The organism is Reichenbachiella versicolor, from assembly GCF_003171675.1.
GTDB lineage: Bacteria > Bacteroidota > Bacteroidia > Cytophagales > Cyclobacteriaceae > Reichenbachiella > Reichenbachiella versicolor.
On the sequence record NZ_QFZQ01000001.1, the window covers coordinates 539961 to 557348 of the forward strand.

Consider the following 17388-nt stretch of genomic DNA (forward strand, 5'->3'; position numbering starts at 1 on the left):
CTTAGTACGGTTGAAAAGTGTTGTCAATATATCTCAGAGGGAAAAGGAAACTCACAGCTACAGATAGATGATTGAGATTAAGGTCATCATTCACATCTCCTAAGGTCGTTAGTTCATTGAGTTCATATCTGGCATTTTCATCTGAGACATTGGTGAAGCCTAAATTGTAGAATACATCTATCGCAGTTCGTATATTGAAATAGTCAAATGATACTCCTCCTCCGAACTTCATTCCAAAGAAGTTTTTGAATTGGTCCTGGTTATTTACCACAAAGTTCCCAGCATCATAAGAACGTGGAGTCCCTGAGGTGTTATCTGTGTTTACAATTGATGTTTCCTTCTCAGCACCGATATTAAAAGCGTAATTTACACCTCCACCAACGAAGGGCCTGATTTTGCCATCAGTAAGGATGTCAAATTTGAGTATAAAGGGAATATCTAGATAGTTTAGCTTTTGTTTTGAGTCATAACTAGACTCAAAAGTTTGCTCTGGTGTAGTACCTTCCCACTGTAGTAAGCTTGAGTATCCATATATAAGCTGCTTGAATGTCGGTTGAATTCCTGCAGAAACTCCTCTGTGATAAAAGGTCAAGTCAAGACCAATTAGTACTCCTGGGTTTTTATATTTTGAGTATGTTTTTGATAAGTCCTCTACTTCATAGTCTATTGGGTCTATAGATGAGAATGTCTCTTTAGCCGATGGACCTGATAGAGTAGTTCCAACTCTCATTCCTAGCCACCATTGGGTTTTTAGAAACTTTTTGTAGTCGGAATTAGGAAGTTTGGGTTTCATAGTTCGCTGTCCGTATGTGGATGCAGCGATCAGCAAGAAGCAAACTGTCAATAGTTTACTTGCGTACGAACAGACGTTTGGTGTCATTAAGTTTAGTAGATTTTGCTTTGATAAAATAGATCCCTCCTGGAAGGTTTGAAAGGTCGAAAGTTACATTATGTTTTCCTGGAATCAGATTTCTGAATACAGTCTTAACCACAGAACCACTTATATTGATGAGTTCAATAGTAGTAGGCTGTACATCATTGACTTGAATTTCAATCTGTACGTAGTTTGTCGCCGGATTGGGGTGAAGGTTACTAATCTTGAAGTGTTTTTTCAAGAAGTTATCTTCTACCGAACTGATCAATTCGAGAGGCTGATAAGTTCCACCAGTAATAAAGTTTTGGAAGAAGATATCATTAGTTAGCGTAGATTCATCTACACCCATCCAGTCATTCAGTATACCTGCATAGATTTGACGGTAATCAAATTGCATAGCTATATTCCTGTCATTTAGATCAGGATTTGTTCCGTAAATTCCGGCATTTATATGCTTACCAAAAAGCATTAGAGCACCACCAGTTCCATGGTCAGTTCCATAACTTCCATTACTCTGGACTCTTCGACCAAACTCAGACATGGTCATAGTTAATACCTTATCTGCTAGACCTTTAGCTTCTAAATCCTTTTGAAAAGCATTCATTGCTGTGGAAATATGATAAAGCAAGGCCGCATGGCTACCAACAGTAGGGTCACCAGCTTCAGTTTGATCGGCATGTGTGTCAAATCCTCCAATCCTAACCAAGAAAACCTTAGTTTTAGCACCACCTTCCAATAGTCTTGCAACTAGTTTTAACTGTTTAGAAAGAGGGTTGGTTGAATCTGCTCTAAATGGATACTTGTCTGGATATGTTACACTAGTTTCCGTAGACTTAGCATATATTTCGGCTAGTCTTCTAATATAAATTTCAGACTTATCCTCAAGTCCAAGAATCCAATCCATTTCTTTCCCATACGGACTGTCATTCAAAAATGTAGGTGGTAATCCTCGTGGGTCTATACCATCATCTACAAAACCTTCTAAACCTTCTACCTTTTTAAGTAGAGAGTCAGGTGCTCGGTCTAGTGAGATGGATGTTGGAATATTGTTTTCTTGATGGAAAACTAATGAAAGGCTATTGCCCATCTCTAAAGCTAGGGGGTCGGGCATTTCATCATTTGGGAAATCATCAGGGTAAGATTTTGGTGCGTATTCTTGCTTGAGATATCTACCGATCCATCCAGATGAAAAATAATCATCAGGACCGCCGCCCATATGCCATATATCTCTACCTCTGAAGTGAGATCCGTTATTTCTTTCGTAAGATACACCTTGAAAAACAGCAGCCATTCCATTGTCATACATGTCTTTAAAGTCACGCATATCTGGATGAACTCCTACTTGATCTGCACTAGGTACTGTGCTGTCTAGTGGAATTAAAGTTCGACGTCCAGATTTAAAAGGAATAGCGATATTTGCTCGTTTACTATAGTATTGACTGTAGTTTTCTATTGGAATGAAAGTATTGAGACTATCATTCCCGCCATGCATTTGTAGTATGACTAGTACATTGTCATTTGAACTTTGAGAAGCAAGTCGATGCATCCTTGAATCTGATGCGATTAATTTCAGCGGTACGCCTTGAAAGGCTAATGGAGCACCTGCTGCAAATCCTATTTTTTTTATGAAATTCCGTCTTTTCATGGTATTTACATTAATTGATACTCAGGTGTCTGCATCATCGCATTAAATAAATTCATCAGTTGGACTTCTCTAACCTCTAGATCTAGTCCATTATTCCATCTATTAGTCCAAGCTGCTTCAGGATCAGTATCTATTTGTGGATTCATCAAGAAAGCTGATAGGAAATAGTTTAATCTCTCTGTAGTCAATTCACTATCCGTAGAAACGCTAAAAGTCAAATCAGATTGGAGTGGTAAATAATACTCCGCTAAGGCAATAATTAATGATTTAGCATCTGAAGCTACAGCACCAAAATTGTCTCTCACAAACTCGAACGGGCTAAACTCGCCAGTTTCAATATCTGCGATTTTTACCATTCTAGCTCGAACGAAATCATATCTATTCGTCAGATAGTTGGTAGTAATCCAAGACCTATTATAAATAGGGAATTGATGGAAGGCACTGTATCCTGCTACTTCAAATGGCTCGTAGAAACTCATGCCTTGAGAACCAATAGCTCCTTGTATCTCACCTAAACTGTTATAGTATCCATCTAAGTCAGATTCAGGAGAAGGAATGGTAAGGTCAAAATTTTTGAAAAAGCCTATACATAAATCTATAGGAGATTTAATTAAACTACCATAGTAATTGTCAGCCACGCCTGCAGCTCCGTCATAGAACTCTTCAGAAGAGAACAATGCTTTTAGTACAGGGATTATTTTATAGTCATTACTTACTAATATGGCTGCCATATCTGCAATTATACCAGACTCAGTCGCAGGAGTCACTTCGTGATATACGAAGAATCTATAGAGTTTTCTACAGATGTGAATTGGAGTCTGATCTTGATCATATATCAGGTCAACCAATTGTCCAACTTCATCGATCATTTGATCTTCTTGTGTCCCTCCATCAGTGATGATTTGATTGTCAGGTGCTATGGTTGCATTGCCAAACCTTTTGCTAAATGTTTTGGTTGAGTAATCATGACTATTACCATTGTTTTTGACAACTCCAATAGGTAGACCTGTCTGACGATCAAAATTGCTGTAAGAGTTATCTACATTGAACCCCGATAGAACTTTGGCACCGGCTTGTACATCTTCCTCAGTGAAATAGACATAGTCACCGGGTCCGTCTCCTTTTGGAAGGTGACCTTCTAGACCTCTACCTATAGAATATAATTCTAGGAGTTCTCTAGCATAGTTTTCATTGGGACTTCCCTTTACATTTTGGCGACCATCCAAAAATATAAGCATTCCATTTTCAATACTTATTTTTTTAGTTAGTTGCTTTAGGTTGACAGGGTGAGTCTCGTCAGGAAGTGGGTTGGTTGGCGTACTTTCAGGTGGAGTAACTACTGTATCTTCTTCATCAAATGCAAAGAATCTAAAGAGTGCTCCTTGAAAATACTGTCCTCTACTACGAATCTTCGATATTTTCGAAGTAAACAGAGTATGATAAAATAAAGTAATTCGTTCTCTGAATGAGTAGGACAATTTTTGAGCTTCATCTACATCTGTAGCAAGCATTTGTGCTAGTGTCCATCTTACTAAAAACTGGCTAAGATGAAACTCCCCACTATTTACTCCATCAGTAGCACCTGAGGTAACCCATTCACTTCCAGTTTCTGGATCTATTGGTGGAGCAGGAGTAGTCAAACCAGTTTGAACTAATTCGTCCATTGCTTGTGCGGTAGTCATTGCAGCGATTCTGTCGATTTCGCTTGGAGATGCCCCTCCACAAGCCCTTCTTAGTAAGTGTGCGGCACGCTTTTTACCTAACGCACCTGATAAAGGAGTGAAAGCCATAATAGTGTTGAATAGATAGTAGTCTCAAAAGTATAAATTAATATTCAATCTTATTATTGTTATATATTATTAATTTATGATTACTAGCTATTCGACTGAATTACAGCATTTACAGTCTGAAAAAAGTAGTTGTTTACAGATTTGAAAAGGGGTAATTAGTCCTTATTGACCCTAAATTTATATACGACGGTGCAGTTTTTTTAAAGTAAATCAAGGACTGTGCTGGCAAAAGGAACATCATTATGATGCCATTTACCAACCACCGTACCTTCGTTGAGCAACCAAAGACCTGGATTACTTCTTGCAATAGTTTTCAATACTGTCGCGTCAGTATAGTAGAAGGGTAAATTAAAATCGTTTTCCTGACTAAACTTAGCATAAAAATCAGCTGAAGATGCTGTTAAAACATTCACTTCTACTTGTCCTCTTAATTCTTCTGTTAATTTTTTAATATCATCTAGGTGGCTCAAATCAGCTTTGCTGACGTCGTAAAGGATTACGTATAATTTTCTTCCTTCAAATACACTTTCTGTAAAGTCCCCTTCATCATTCCAGATACCAAAATCCGTAATTTTTGGTGCTGCCTCTGGGTTAAGGTGATTCATTGCTACATATTTATATGATGTGTCTGTAGGGTATTCTTTGAATTTATATTCCTTGCCGTCTTTCGTCATTACAAACTCATAGATGTAGGGTGCTGAAGGCTGCATTTCAGTTGGAATATGATTGCCAATCTTATACGCCCTGAAGTCTAAGAAAGGAAGATGTTCTATCATCCAATAACATAGAAAGAATGAAATGATAGTAGAACTTATTACTATGTAATGCGATATTTTTTCAAACTTTTTTGATTGAACATCATGTTCCAAAAACATAAGAACTAGAAGTAGAACTACCAATACTATGTCTTTATAAAACGATTGCCATGGAGTCAGTTTGATAGCGTCACCGAAACATCCACAGTCTGTTACAGAATTAGTAATAGCAGAATATCCTGTTAAGAATGTAAAGAATACACAAAGTCCTAGAATAGAGTATAATGTTGCATTTTGTTTGTATCCAAGAATCAATGCTACACCAAGGACAACTTCTAATACTACGAAAATGATAGAAATTGGAAGCGCAAGAGGTATTAAGTAATGAAAAAGCTCACTGAAGTTTGTTGCAAAAACTTCGAAGTATTCCTCCATCTTTATAGCCGTACCTATAGGATCATTGACTTTAATGAGACCTGAAAAAATAAACAATCCACCTACTAGATAGCGAATGATAGCTGATAAGTACTTCATGAGTTAAATGTAATTTTTTACTAAGTTATGGCAGACGTATGTTTTCAGAATAGGTTTAACGAATGTTAACATATTCGTCGATTTTAAATACTGACCGATAATATATCTAATCAACGAATTTCATCAAGATCAAGCAAAAGACAGAATAGTTGATCATATCTTGATAATTGGCATCAATACCTTCCGAAATCAAAGTTTTACCTTGATTGTCTTCGATTTGTTTGGTTCTTAGGATCTTCATCAAGATAATATCTACCATCGAAGAGACTCTCATATCTCGCCATGCTTCACCGTAGTCGTGATTTTTATTAGTCAGAAGGTTCAATGTATCTTCAGCGATTCTATCGTATAGAGCCTCTAGTTGATCATAGGGGATATCTAAACCTTCTGATTCATCCATTTCAAGTTGAATGATAGCCATGATACAATAATTGATAATGGCAATGAACTCACCACTAATGTCCTCTTGTACTTTTTGTTCTCCTTTTTCTTGAATAGAGCGGATTCTTTTGGCTTTGATGAAAATCTGATCTGTTAGTGACGATGCTCTTAAAATGCGCCATGCAGTGCCATAGTCCTTGGTTTTCTTTTCGAAGATGTCTTTACAAGCCTTGATAACTTGTCTATATTCGCCTATTGTTTTTTCTTCCAATTCCGCTTATTTATATGTGATTTAAGCGGCTAAAATTAATCATTTTGACCACAACCCAAGCAGCTAAATTTTTAAATCTACAAGGTAGTCTAATGGATTTTTCTACCCCTAGAGTGATGGGGATTGTCAATTTGACCGCAGATTCATTTTATGATGGAGGAAAGATCAAATCAGATACGGATCTACTCACTAAAGTGGAGCAAATGATGGTTGAAGGCGTCGACATATTAGATGTAGGAGCGTATTCAAGCCGACCTGGAGCAAGTGATATTCCACTAGAGATAGAAATGGAAACAGCTGAAAATGGTGTAAAAACCATATTGAAAGAGTTTCCTAAAGCTGTAATTTCTATAGATTCGTTTAGATCGGAAGTAGCTAAGAAATCTTTGGAAGCTGGCGCTCAGGTTATCAATGACATTAGCGGAGGACAACTAGATGAGCAGATGTTTGATCTGCTGGAGAAGGTTAATGTACCCTATATTATGATGCACATGAGAGGGACTCCTCAAACTATGTCAGGTTTGACTGAATATGATGATCTGACAACTGACGTCATAGATTATTTCCTGACTCGCATTAAAAATTTAACTGAAAGAGGAGTAAAAGATATTGTGATAGATCCTGGTTTTGGTTTTGCTAAGACTAAAGAACAGAACTTTGAACTGTTGAATAAGCTTGGACTATTAGGTATGTTGGATACTCCAATGCTATGTGGTGTGTCAAGAAAGTCGATGATTTTTAAAACACTAGGAGGTCAACCAGATGATGCTCTTAATGGAACGACTGCGCTTAATATGGTTTGTTTGATGAAAGGAGCAAACATTTTGAGAGTACATGATGTCAAAGAGGCGAAAGAGACTATATCTTTATACCAATCCATGATCAATAGCTAAATGAACGCACTGCTCGCATTTTATATCGGATTTCTTGAGATCACTTGGGTGGACATAATTGATATGTTCTTTGTAGCGGTACTGCTATATCAGGTCTATAAGCTGATGAAAGGTAGTGTGGCGATCAAGATATTTATTGGGTTCCTATTCTTGTACCTTGTATTCTTAGTAGTCAAGGCGGCTGACATGGAATTACTAAGTATTATACTAGGCCAGTTTATGGGAGTAGGTGTGATAGCAGTTATCGTTCTTTTTCAGCAAGAGATTCGAAAGTTCCTTTTACTACTCGGGAAGACAACGATTTTCGAAGAAGGAAACGTCTTCAGAAATGTCAAACAAATCTGGAGAGAAAAGTTTGATAAGAACCATCTAGACCTATCTCCGCTGATGGATGCAATTAAAACGATGAGCGGATCAAACACAGGGGCACTGCTTGTCTTTTCTAAAGACTCCGAGTTGAAGTTCTATGCTGACTCTGGAGATAGACTAGAAGCTTTGATTTCAAAAAGACTTCTCTTAGCAATTTTTAATAAACTCTCTCCATTACATGATGGGGCTGCTATTATCAATGACAATAGAGTCGTAGCTGCTAGATGCATACTGCCGGTATCTGAAAGAGATGATATTCCTGCACAGTATGGTTTGAGACATAGAGCGGCCTTAGGCATGTCTGAAAATACTGATACGCTTATCATAGTGGTTTCAGAGGAAACTGGGCAGTTAACAGCCGCTATAGGAGGTCGTTTTCAACATAACCTTTCTGTCAAAGAAGTAAGAGGCCTTATCAATCAATACCTCAGTAATGTCGATCAAGACAAAGATAGCCTAATGGCAAAAGCCGAAAAGCCTGTTCAAAAAGAGAAGAAGAAAAAGGATCAGGAAGAGGCAGCTTAAGATAGCTAATCCACCATTTTTGTTGTAGCCAGACTGATTACTAGCACTTATTTACCTTTTAGTCAAGATGCTATTCATATTGCATGCGTTATCACAATGGTCATAATGCAAATTTTTAATAGCTGACCAATAGGTTGTTTATAGATTCAGGTACATATATGGCCAACTCACTTTTACATCTAGTCTAAAAATATTTTCAGATTGACTGAAAGGATTTTTGCTCTTTTCCTACCAATTGGAAAAATTGATAACAGTTAGTTCGATTAGAGCAATGAATGACAAACAGCTTTTTCTAGACTTAGTATTACAAAATCAAGGGATCATATACAAGATATGTAAAGTCTATCGTCACAGCCATGAAGATCAGGAAGACCTCTTTCAGGAAATTGTCTATCAGTTATGGAAGTCATTTGGTCAGTTTCAAGGCAGGTCCAAGATTACAACTTGGATGTATCGCATAGGAGTGAATACAGCCATAGCAGATTTCAGAAAACCATCAATCAAGCAGACTACTTTGGAAGACTCAATACAATTTGAAGCCACGCTTGAGTCTGACAGCGAAAAAACTGAAGAACTATATAAAGCCATTCGAAAACTCAATGAATCAGACCGAGCTGTCTTATCCGCCTATTTTGAAGATCTCAGTTATTCTGAAATAGGACAGGTGCTTGGTATCAGTGAAAACAGCGTTGGTATTCGCCTGACAAGAATAAAGAAAAAACTAAAAGCAATCTTAAACTTATAATCATATGGAAATCGATAGTTTAAAAACACAATTCAATGCTTCAGAAGCATCTAGTATCAGCAGGGAATCTCTCCTTAAAATGCTTGATGTTAACCAACATCCAGCACTTAAAGGTATCAGAATTCAAATGGTAATTGAGAGTGCAGCTTGGGCTATATTTTTGGCTGTGTACTACAATTTCTTTGATGGACATAGCAAGCCTTTAATTTGGAATATAGTATTGGTCATGACATATCTGTTGATGATCGTTCACAATACGTTAAGTCATCGTATAGTATCCAATCCTATAAATGGTGATAGTATTATTCAATCCCTCAAAAATTATTTAGCTCGAATCAAAAGATATGCAAGGATATCTATATCCTCCAGAGTAATAGGGTTATTTACTTTATTTGGTTTCTTTCTTTCAGGGGTAGAGAAGTTTCAACAGATACATTATACAAGTATGGTAGTTGTTATAGTCATGGCTTCTGCTCAGGGGTATGTTTTATGGATTATATGGAAGAAAAGAATTCATTCCATAAGTGGGAAGTATAGGGAAGCATTAGAAGGTTAGTTGTCATTAATACTCTATTTATGCATAGTTAATTCAATTATTTAGCGCAAGTATTACATAATACATCACTTCTTGCACAAAATGCAGAAAGTCATTTAAGGGAGCAATAGTGAGTTTTGTAAAACATAATGATGATTGTGCATATACATCTGTACAGTCTGAATTGTAGATATATTCCCAAATCTAATTTTATTAAAATGATTACATGTAAAGCGGCTGTAGCCCCTGGAGACGGAACTTTCTCGATCGAAGAGACAACAATTCACCCACCACAAGGTGATGAGATATTAGTTAAGATTAAAGCTGCTGCTATATGTCATACCGATCATGACTCGTTGAATTGGGGAATGCCAATAGTCATGGGGCATGAAGGAGCTGGTGTAGTAGAGGCCATTGGAGATGGAGTGACTAAAGTTGAAGTTGGAGATGAGGTGATACTCAACTGGGCGACTCCAGCATATGATAGTTTTCAATCACAAATAGGCAATCAGAATATTTGTGAGTGTAATTCGCCAGTTTTAGCAAGTCATGCAGGAAAAATATCTGGTGGTCATGTGGCTATCGAAAGAAGTACATGGAAAGGAGAGCCCATAGAGCGTTCTTTCAATCTTGGTACATTTTCAGAATATGCTATCATGAGGTCTTCTGCGGTAGTAAAGAAAACTTCAAAGAAGCTATCTTTTGAAGCAGCATCAACTATCAGCTGTGGAGTAATGACTGGATGTGGTTCTGTGTTCAACACAGCTAAGCCAGAGTGGGGTAGTTCAGTAGTAGTTTTAGGAACTGGGGGAGTTGGTTTGAATGTAGTACAGGCTGCACGAATCTCTGGTGCTGCCAAGATTATAGCGATTGATGTCAATGAAAACCGTCTCGAAATGGCAAAGCAATTCGGTGCGACAGATGTCATTTTAGCTGATAGAGAAGACAAAGGCCTTCTGAATGCAGCTGAAATTGTAAAAGGTATGACACAAGGAAGAGGTGCAGATTATGCATTCGAGTGTACAGCCGTTCCAGCCTTGGGAGTAGCTCCATTAGCTATGATTCGAAATGCAGGTACTGCCGTACAGGTAAGTGGTATCGAAGAAGAGATTACCGTGGATATGAGATTATTCGAATGGGATAAAATATATATCAATCCGCTATATGGAGGAGCAAAACCAGATATCGATTTCCCTAAATTCGAAGCGCTATACGAAAAAGGTGATTTGATATTAGAAGAGATGATTACACGCACATATAAGATAGAAGACCTTCAGCAAGGATTTGACGATATGTTGGCAGGTAGAAATGCCAAAGGTGTAATCGTTTTTGATTGATTTAGTTTGGCATAGACAGCCAAAGTTATATTTTGATCCCCCTTTTCTCTTAATGTTAGAAGAGAAGGGGGATTTTTTGTGCTTTAAATTATTTCACAGCCTTGTCAGTAGCTGCCAGTTGTTCCGTTCTCGCTTCTAGTATTTGCTCAAATGATTCATTAGCTGCTTTCAATTCTTTAATTCAGACAAATCTGTTAACAGTAAAACGAGATGATAGAATCTGTCTGCAAAAAGTGCAGGGATTGAATTACTAGCTTGCCTGAATGACCTCTATTTTTATCAATAAAATATCAACAGGTTTCTGATCAACTAAATAGGTTTCTAGAATTCTATATTTTGGTACTATAGTTCGGTAACTGAGTCTCATAGAAAGTAGATTTGGAGCTACAGTTAATTATTGGAAAATACAAAATGAAAAAAGTTGGATTGGCCCTAGGAGGCGGAGCTGTTCTTGGAGCCGCACATATTGGAGTGATTAAGGCGTTAGAAGAAGCTGATATTGAGGTAGTGAAAATAACAGGTACTAGTATTGGGGCATTTGTGGCTAGTCTATATGCTTTTGGAAAGAGCTGTGAAGAGATGGAGAAAATAGGGTTGGATTTAGATTGGGCTGATATAGCGAAGGTCAAGTTGTCCAAGAACGCGTTGTTTTCAAATGAAAAACTAGGCAAGTTGGTATCACAATATATTGGTGATAGAAAGATCGAAGAGTCTAATATTCCCTTATCCCTCGTCGCAACAGATGTTACTAATGGTGAAAAGGTAATGTTAAACAAAGGAACAGCTGCTGTACAAGCATTAGAAAAATTAGATTAGACGAGGTCAATACTCCATCAACTATATAGACATATGAAGAAGCTAGTCACAATTATTTTATTCCTTCCTATTGGGTTAAAAGCACAAGAAAATCCATTGTCCATTTTCAAACCTCTAGAAAACTATATCTGGACGGCAGAAGGTAATTGGGGAGACGGTAGCCAATTCAAACAGGTAATTAGTTTAGAATTTTCTCTGAATGACAAGATTGTCAAAGTAGAATCCAAAGGATTTATTGATACAGCCCAGACTCAGTTCGGGTCGAGGAATCATGGTGTCCGACAGTATGATCAGAAGGCGAAGGCAATACGGTTTTGGGAATTTGATGTATTTGGAAACCTTACGGAAGGCACCGTTGAGAAGGAGGACAGAGATATAATCTATAAATATGTCTATGGAGGAACCTCAGTCACTGAGATATGGAAATATAAAAGTGATACGACGTATGGCTTTATTGTTGGGATATATGAAGATGGTGAATGGAAGCAGAAGTTTCTAGAAACACAGTTTGTAGGTACGGAAAAGAAGGAGTAGTCTTCATATCTTTTGAATTCAACTATTGATGCCGTGAATTAGATAAACTAGCATATCCTATATTGCAGCATTTGTCAATCAGTATAACTCAATATAAATGTTTGGAATCACAAATTTTGAAGCGTTTCTACTTGCAGGAATAGTCTTGAACTTAACTCCTGGTGCGGATACGATGTATATTTTAGGAAGAAGCATATCTCAAGGGAAAAAAGCAGGCATCTTTTCAGCGCTGGGAATAGCTACAGGAGCACTTGTTCATTGTCTCTTTGCTGTATTAGGTCTATCGATACTACTGGCTAAATCAGCTTTGGTTTTTGAAATGGTAAAATATGCAGGAGCAGCATACCTTATCTATTTGGGATTGAAAATGTTGTTTTCTAAGTCGGATGAAAAGTTTGAGCTTAGCGATATGGAGCATCAAAAAATAGATTATCGAAAGATTTACTTCTCAGGTATTTTGACGAATGTCCTGAACCCCAAAGTAGCCTTGTTTTTCCTAGCTTTCTTACCTCAATTCATCAATCCAGAGTATGCGAATAGTTTTCTTCCTTTTTTAGTATTAGGATCAACATTTGTCACTACCGGAACTATCTGGTGTTTGACTTTAGCTATTTTCTCTTCAAAGTTATCGAATGGGCTGAGACAGAATTACTCCTTTAAAAAGTGGCTAGACAAAATCACAGGAGGAATGTTTATAGTCTTGGGAGTAAAATTGGCACTTTCAAAGAAGTAGATATTACACTTCATTTCAAGAAATATTTTAAGATCCAGGGCTGCACATACTAATCCTGAAATTGATATGTGCTAGTGCTGACAAATGAACTTATAAGGATGTATCACCCAAGATTATACGGAGAGTTTTACGAGATGGGATTGAAGTATGGAACACTGCTAAAGGAAAAGGCAGATTTCAAACTTCCAGAAATTAGTACTCAAAAATTCGAATTTGGACTAGAGTCATACAAAGAGCTACATAGCTTTTACCCAGAAGTAGTAGAGGAGATAGAAGGATTTGCTAAAGGGATAGATGATAAGCCAGAAAACTTAGCAGCTTTTCTGTTGAGTCTTGGAATTTTCGACACCAGTGGACAATGCAGTGTGTTTGCTTTTAAAAATAAAGACTCTGTTATAGTAGGTAGAAATTATGATATGCTGTTTGAGTACAAGAAGTTCACCGAAAGCAGTCTAATCGCGCCTAAAGACAAGCTATCATACATAAGTCAATCAGATGTTTTTATAGGTCGCTCTGATGGGATCAATGAAAAAGGACTATCGATAGCTATGTCGTTTGTCAATGGAACAACCGTTCAGCCAGGGATAGGGTTTCATTTCGTCGTAAGGAAGGTCCTTGAAAACTGTAGCACTACTCAACAAGCAATAGAACTCATTCAAAAAACTAAAGTATCCTCGGCAAACAACTTTCTGATAGCAGATAAGAACTTAGACATAGCAGTAGTAGAATCAGCACCACAAAAAAGTGTAATTCGCAGACCTATAGAGGGTGAGAGATATATCTACATTACTAATCAGTTTGTCACCGAAGAAATGAAAGCCTTCGATCGCGGAGGTGTAGAATGGAGTAAAAGCTCAGAGAGATACAATGGGTTGAAAGATCACTTAGCGTCCATTGAAAATCTAAACTTACAAAAGGCCAAAGAGATCTTGTCAGATAAATGTGTTTGCTTGGATTTAAGGAAGGAAAAGTTTGGGACAATATGGTCCGTCGTAGCTAATTTGAATGACTTGATTATAGAAAGAGCAGAGTCCAAACCTAAGTCAACAAATTATAAACCTGAAACCAGACTTGACTGGTGGTTGAAAAAGAAACAGAAATAGGATGCACAGTAAGTACAGAGTACGCCTTCTTGCAAAGGCATTTGCTTTCAGATAATTTTGATTCAAATCAATAAAAAAGAGTTAGTCAAGGTTTACCCATATTAGAACAATGCCAAGAGCCATTTTTGAAGATATCGTAATCGAAAAGTTTGAAGATGTTACTTCTTTGGCTTTCTGTAAATATACGAGCATTCGATTTTTCGAATTACTATTTATAGAAAAAGGCAGTGGCGTTCTGATGATCAATGATCATAGGGTAAACTATTCAGACAATCAGATTTTTATTCTAATCCCAAACGATCAATATAAGTTTGAAATAGAAACGCCTACTACTGTGTCGGCGGTAAAGTTTCTCAACAGCTTTTTCGGAGATATGATGTCGGACGAAAATCAGGCACAGCGAAAGCAGTGGTTTAAGAAAATAGAAACTATTCTACATGCTGCCAATAGAGCATCGCATTTGGAGTTTCTGTCCAAAGTAGATGAGAGCAGTATTTTATCATTATTCACCGTTTTATGTAACGAGTATAACGATGAGAGCTTAAAAAGTGAAACAGTTTTAAAACATACGCTCCATTCGATACTTCACATCATCTCCAGAAATGTCAACTTCGTTATCACCAATGAGGTAGATTCTAGCAGCGTCGCAGATTCTAAGATTCAAGGTATGATAAACTATATTCATTATCATATCCATGATGCGGACAAACTATCAAAGAGAGAACTGGCCGATGAATTCAATATATCAGAGAACTATGTCAGCCAGTATTTTAAGATGAAGACTGGTATTGGTCTTAAAAAGTATATCCTTAACTATAAACTAAAACTGGCAGAAACACGCCTCAAGTATACCAATTTGACTGTTTCTGAAATATCGCACGAACTAGGGTTTACCGACAGTAGCCACCTAGACAAGACATTCATCGCATACAAAGGAATGTCCGCTAGAGCCTATCAAACTAGCATAAAAGGGTCTAAATAATCCAATCCTCGTTTTTTACTAAATCCTCGTTTTTTCTTACCAAAGCTCGCTCTACCTCCCACGGTAGCTTTGTATTATAACTTTTAAAACAACAGTTATAATGAGCAAATCACAGGATGTTTTTGACAGCCATATGAGGGCTGTAGCTACATTAGATGCATCCAATGTAGCGGAGGATTATGCAGACGACGCGCTGTTTGTCACTCCAGACAAAACTTATAGAGGTAAGGCAGAGATATTTGATTTCTACGAAGAGTTCTTGCCCAATTTCAAGGATTTTCAATTCAACACTATCAAGCAAGAGGCCTATGGAGACGTAGTCTATTTTGTCTGGAATGGTAAGAATAATCACATAGATGTGCAGCTGGCTACTGATACCTACATCGTCGAAGATGGGAAGATCAAGCTGCACACATTCGCTTCAGTCAATAACTAACAAATATTAAATATTTAAAATTATGGATTACAAAAATTTCCAAACGTTCACTGCAGAGCAAAAAGGTGGGATTCTGTATGTGACGATCAATTTCGGTCCAGTCAACGTACAAGGACAAGAAATGCTAGCAGACTTAAGTAGTCTTTGTCTAAGACTAGAGAGAGACAGAAGTGTCAAAGTAGTAGTATTCGAATCATCAAATGAAGGGTACTGGGTATGTCACTATGATACTAATCTACTGAGAGATATGTCAGAGGAAGTAGTACCGAGAAACGAAGTGAAGCTACTAGATCTACAAGCAGTATTAGAAAGATTAAGTAATGTTCCTCAGGCAACTATTGCAAAAATAGAAGGATTTGCACGTGGTGGTGGACACGAAATGGCACTAGCACTAGATATGAGATTTGCAGCTCGTGGTAAGGCTAAATTCATGCAAATGGAAGTAGGTATGGGTATCCTTCCATGTGGAGGTGGAGCTTCAAGAATGGCGCGTCAAGCTGGGCTAGGTAAGGCGCTAGAGATCATCTTGGGAGCTAGAGACTGGGATGCTGATGAAGCAGAGAAATTCGGTACGGTCAACAAGGCTTTGGATGCTGATGAAATCGGGCCATACGTGGATGCACTTGCAGAGAGAATTGCGAAGTTCCCAGCGGAGTCTATCGAAGCATGTAAGCGTGCGGTATATGCATCTATCGATTTGCCTATAGCTGAAGCTCTTTCAGAAGAGGCTTACCAGTTGTACCAAGCGACAAGTAAAACACCAGCTATTAAACGATTCACTATAGCTGATCAAAACGGTGCTCAGTTCGATCATGAGAATCAAAAGAACTGGGAAAACATGTTGATTGATTTACAAGAGATAAAATAATTCACATTTAGGGTTCGTGAATAATTATAGGGATGTTCTTTCGAGAGCATTCCTTTTTTTATCGCAGAGCGATGCCAATGGGTTTTATTCCCCGACCCTTGGGTCGGAGAGCTTTATTATCAATGGTCAGTTAGAGCGTATTAACCTTTATACACCTGACCAGATTCGTCATAAATATCCTTCATGCTAAAGGCCTCAGGAGTGGAACCGTTTTTATTCAGTAGGTCTAACTTTTCTTTGGCCTCCATAATAGTAGGGAGGTGACCTTTTTCAATGTACCACATTACGGCTTTGTGTCCCTCTATTTCATTTGACCATTTTTTTCTGCTTTTGAGGAAATAGCTATGGACAGTTTTGTAAGTGTATTCCTTCAAGGACTCATAGTCTTCCCAAACCGACATGTTGACAAAAATTAGCTTGTCTTCATAGGGAGTTTCCAGATCTGTAGCGGCTGCTCCACTGTCATCTTTTAGTCTCCATACGAATCCACTGCTTTCTTCAGCCAATAAGTTGACAGGAGCAAGAAAGTCTTTAAACTCCTTGATGACTGGTGAGTCCAATTCGTCTTTTAGTCGGATGATGTTGTACTGTGCGAGTTGTTTGTTGCTCATGTTTTTAATTCTTGAGTTTAAGTTTTCTAACTATATCAGGCTACTAGTGTTGAAATGCTTTCTAGGTATTGATTGTTGCTTAGCTAAGTAGACAATTTTTAGTTTTTGAAAGAGCATATTTATTAGCATTATACATAACAGATACAAACTGCTAAGTCTGTATCTGCAATATTGTTTGTCATCTGAAATTCAAAGGTTACTCCGTCTTTTTAAATACGTAAGTATGAACGATAGCATTGTCAGAATTGCCACCATTACTAGTGACCAATTCATACCCTTGACTTTTGAGTTCATTGATCTTCTTCAATATCAAAGCAGCATTTTCTCCAAGCTTTTTCTTTTTAAGACCTAGTAACGGAATCTCTTCAAGTTTCCCATCAGGATAGGCTATTGATATTTGTGAAGGCCAAAATATAGTTGTTTCCACAGTTCGCATGATAAGGTATTCACCTTCGGCTTGCGCTTTGAGTGAAGCAGTAGAGAACATAAGGCCGAGTATTGCGGCTAAGAAGATAATTTTTCGATTTTTCATGTTTGTTAATTGATAAAATGGTTAAATGAAGTTAGTAATGATTCCCCCCTGTATTGAGGTGCGTGAAGATGTGGGTTTTATCTAAATATCGACACTATTTTTTTGTTATTAATTCCTAA

At 37.6% G+C, this 17388-nt stretch carries 19 protein-coding genes; 12 read left to right on the forward strand and 7 right to left on the reverse strand.

Annotation, left to right across the window (positions count from 1 at the left end; translation table 11 throughout):
* Position 1: 1 nt before the first annotated feature.
* The 5 genes from DKG80_RS02240 to DKG80_RS02260 form a co-directional block, all read right to left on the reverse strand.
* The gene (locus DKG80_RS02240) at positions 2-880 is read right to left on the reverse strand and encodes an outer membrane beta-barrel protein (RefSeq protein ID WP_109829662.1); all 879 of its coding nucleotides are present in this window, start codon (positions 878-880) and stop codon (positions 2-4) included.
* Positions 849-2519: a DUF1501 domain-containing protein gene (locus DKG80_RS02245; protein ID WP_109829663.1), complete on the reverse strand. Its 1671-nt coding sequence runs from the start codon at positions 2517-2519 to the stop codon at positions 849-851. Before DKG80_RS02245 ends, DKG80_RS02240 begins: the two co-directional genes overlap by 32 nt.
* A 5-nt stretch (positions 2520-2524) precedes the next feature.
* The gene (locus DKG80_RS02250) at positions 2525-4309 is read right to left on the reverse strand and encodes a DUF1800 domain-containing protein (protein WP_109829664.1); all 1785 of its coding nucleotides are present in this window, start codon (positions 4307-4309) and stop codon (positions 2525-2527) included.
* 200 nt (positions 4310-4509) lie between these two features.
* Positions 4510-5598, reverse strand: a complete 1089-nt coding sequence (locus DKG80_RS02255; RefSeq protein WP_109829665.1) for a BT_3928 family protein — start codon at positions 5596-5598, stop codon at positions 4510-4512.
* Between the two features lie 106 nt (positions 5599-5704).
* Complete coding sequence (locus tag DKG80_RS02260) at positions 5705-6250, reverse strand: DUF1599 domain-containing protein (protein WP_109829666.1); 546 nt, start codon at positions 6248-6250, stop codon at positions 5705-5707.
* Between the two features lie 44 nt (positions 6251-6294).
* Between DKG80_RS02260 and folP the strand changes: the two genes are divergently transcribed.
* The 12 genes from folP (at position 6295) to DKG80_RS02320 (ending at position 16126) form a co-directional block, all read left to right on the forward strand.
* Entirely contained in the window at positions 6295-7143 is an 849-nt protein-coding gene (gene folP / locus DKG80_RS02265) for a dihydropteroate synthase (RefSeq protein WP_245906941.1), read from the forward strand.
* The gene (cdaA, locus tag DKG80_RS02270) at positions 7144-8037 is read left to right on the forward strand and encodes a diadenylate cyclase CdaA (protein ID WP_109829668.1); all 894 of its coding nucleotides are present in this window, start codon (positions 7144-7146) and stop codon (positions 8035-8037) included. It abuts the gene before it with no gap.
* 244 nt (positions 8038-8281) lie between these two features.
* Positions 8282-8782, forward strand: a complete 501-nt coding sequence (locus DKG80_RS02275; protein WP_245906942.1) for an RNA polymerase sigma factor — start codon at positions 8282-8284, stop codon at positions 8780-8782.
* Positions 8783-8786: 4 nt separating this feature from the next.
* Positions 8787-9338 (forward strand): hypothetical protein, encoded by a 552-nt coding sequence (locus DKG80_RS02280; protein WP_109829670.1) that lies wholly within the window; start codon positions 8787-8789, stop codon positions 9336-9338.
* A gap of 197 nt (positions 9339-9535) precedes the next feature.
* Complete coding sequence (locus DKG80_RS02285) at positions 9536-10654, forward strand: zinc-binding dehydrogenase (protein ID WP_109829671.1); 1119 nt, start codon at positions 9536-9538, stop codon at positions 10652-10654.
* Positions 10655-11065: 411 nt separating this feature from the next.
* On the forward strand, positions 11066-11470 hold the full coding sequence (locus tag DKG80_RS02290; RefSeq protein WP_109829672.1) for a patatin-like phospholipase family protein: 405 nt from the start codon (positions 11066-11068) through the stop codon (positions 11468-11470).
* A 33-nt stretch (positions 11471-11503) separates the two neighbouring features.
* Positions 11504-12004, forward strand: a complete 501-nt coding sequence (locus DKG80_RS02295) for a hypothetical protein (RefSeq protein WP_109829673.1) — start codon at positions 11504-11506, stop codon at positions 12002-12004.
* Between the two features lie 97 nt (positions 12005-12101).
* Positions 12102-12737: a LysE family translocator gene (locus tag DKG80_RS02300; protein WP_109829674.1), complete on the forward strand. Its 636-nt coding sequence runs from the start codon at positions 12102-12104 to the stop codon at positions 12735-12737.
* A 98-nt stretch (positions 12738-12835) separates the two neighbouring features.
* Entirely contained in the window at positions 12836-13840 is a 1005-nt protein-coding gene (locus DKG80_RS02305) for a C45 family autoproteolytic acyltransferase/hydolase (RefSeq protein ID WP_109829675.1), read from the forward strand.
* A 109-nt stretch (positions 13841-13949) separates the two neighbouring features.
* Positions 13950-14822, forward strand: coding sequence for an AraC family transcriptional regulator (locus tag DKG80_RS02310; protein ID WP_109829676.1), 873 nt, complete (start codon positions 13950-13952; stop codon positions 14820-14822).
* Between the two features lie 100 nt (positions 14823-14922).
* Positions 14923-15258, forward strand: coding sequence for a nuclear transport factor 2 family protein (locus tag DKG80_RS02315; RefSeq protein ID WP_109829677.1), 336 nt, complete (start codon positions 14923-14925; stop codon positions 15256-15258).
* Positions 15259-15280: 22 nt separating this feature from the next.
* A complete protein-coding gene (locus DKG80_RS02320) occupies positions 15281-16126 on the forward strand; it encodes an enoyl-CoA hydratase/isomerase family protein (protein WP_109829678.1) in 846 nt (281 codons plus the stop codon).
* A 140-nt stretch (positions 16127-16266) separates the two neighbouring features.
* Here DKG80_RS02320 and DKG80_RS02325 read toward each other — a convergent pair whose 3' ends face one another.
* Together DKG80_RS02325 and DKG80_RS02330 are read right to left on the reverse strand one after the other, a co-directional pair.
* A complete protein-coding gene (locus tag DKG80_RS02325; protein WP_109829679.1) occupies positions 16267-16737 on the reverse strand; it encodes a DUF3291 domain-containing protein in 471 nt (156 codons plus the stop codon).
* Between the two features lie 196 nt (positions 16738-16933).
* The gene (locus DKG80_RS02330; RefSeq protein ID WP_109829680.1) at positions 16934-17269 is read right to left on the reverse strand and encodes a hypothetical protein; all 336 of its coding nucleotides are present in this window, start codon (positions 17267-17269) and stop codon (positions 16934-16936) included.
* Positions 17270-17388 lie beyond the last annotated feature (119 nt).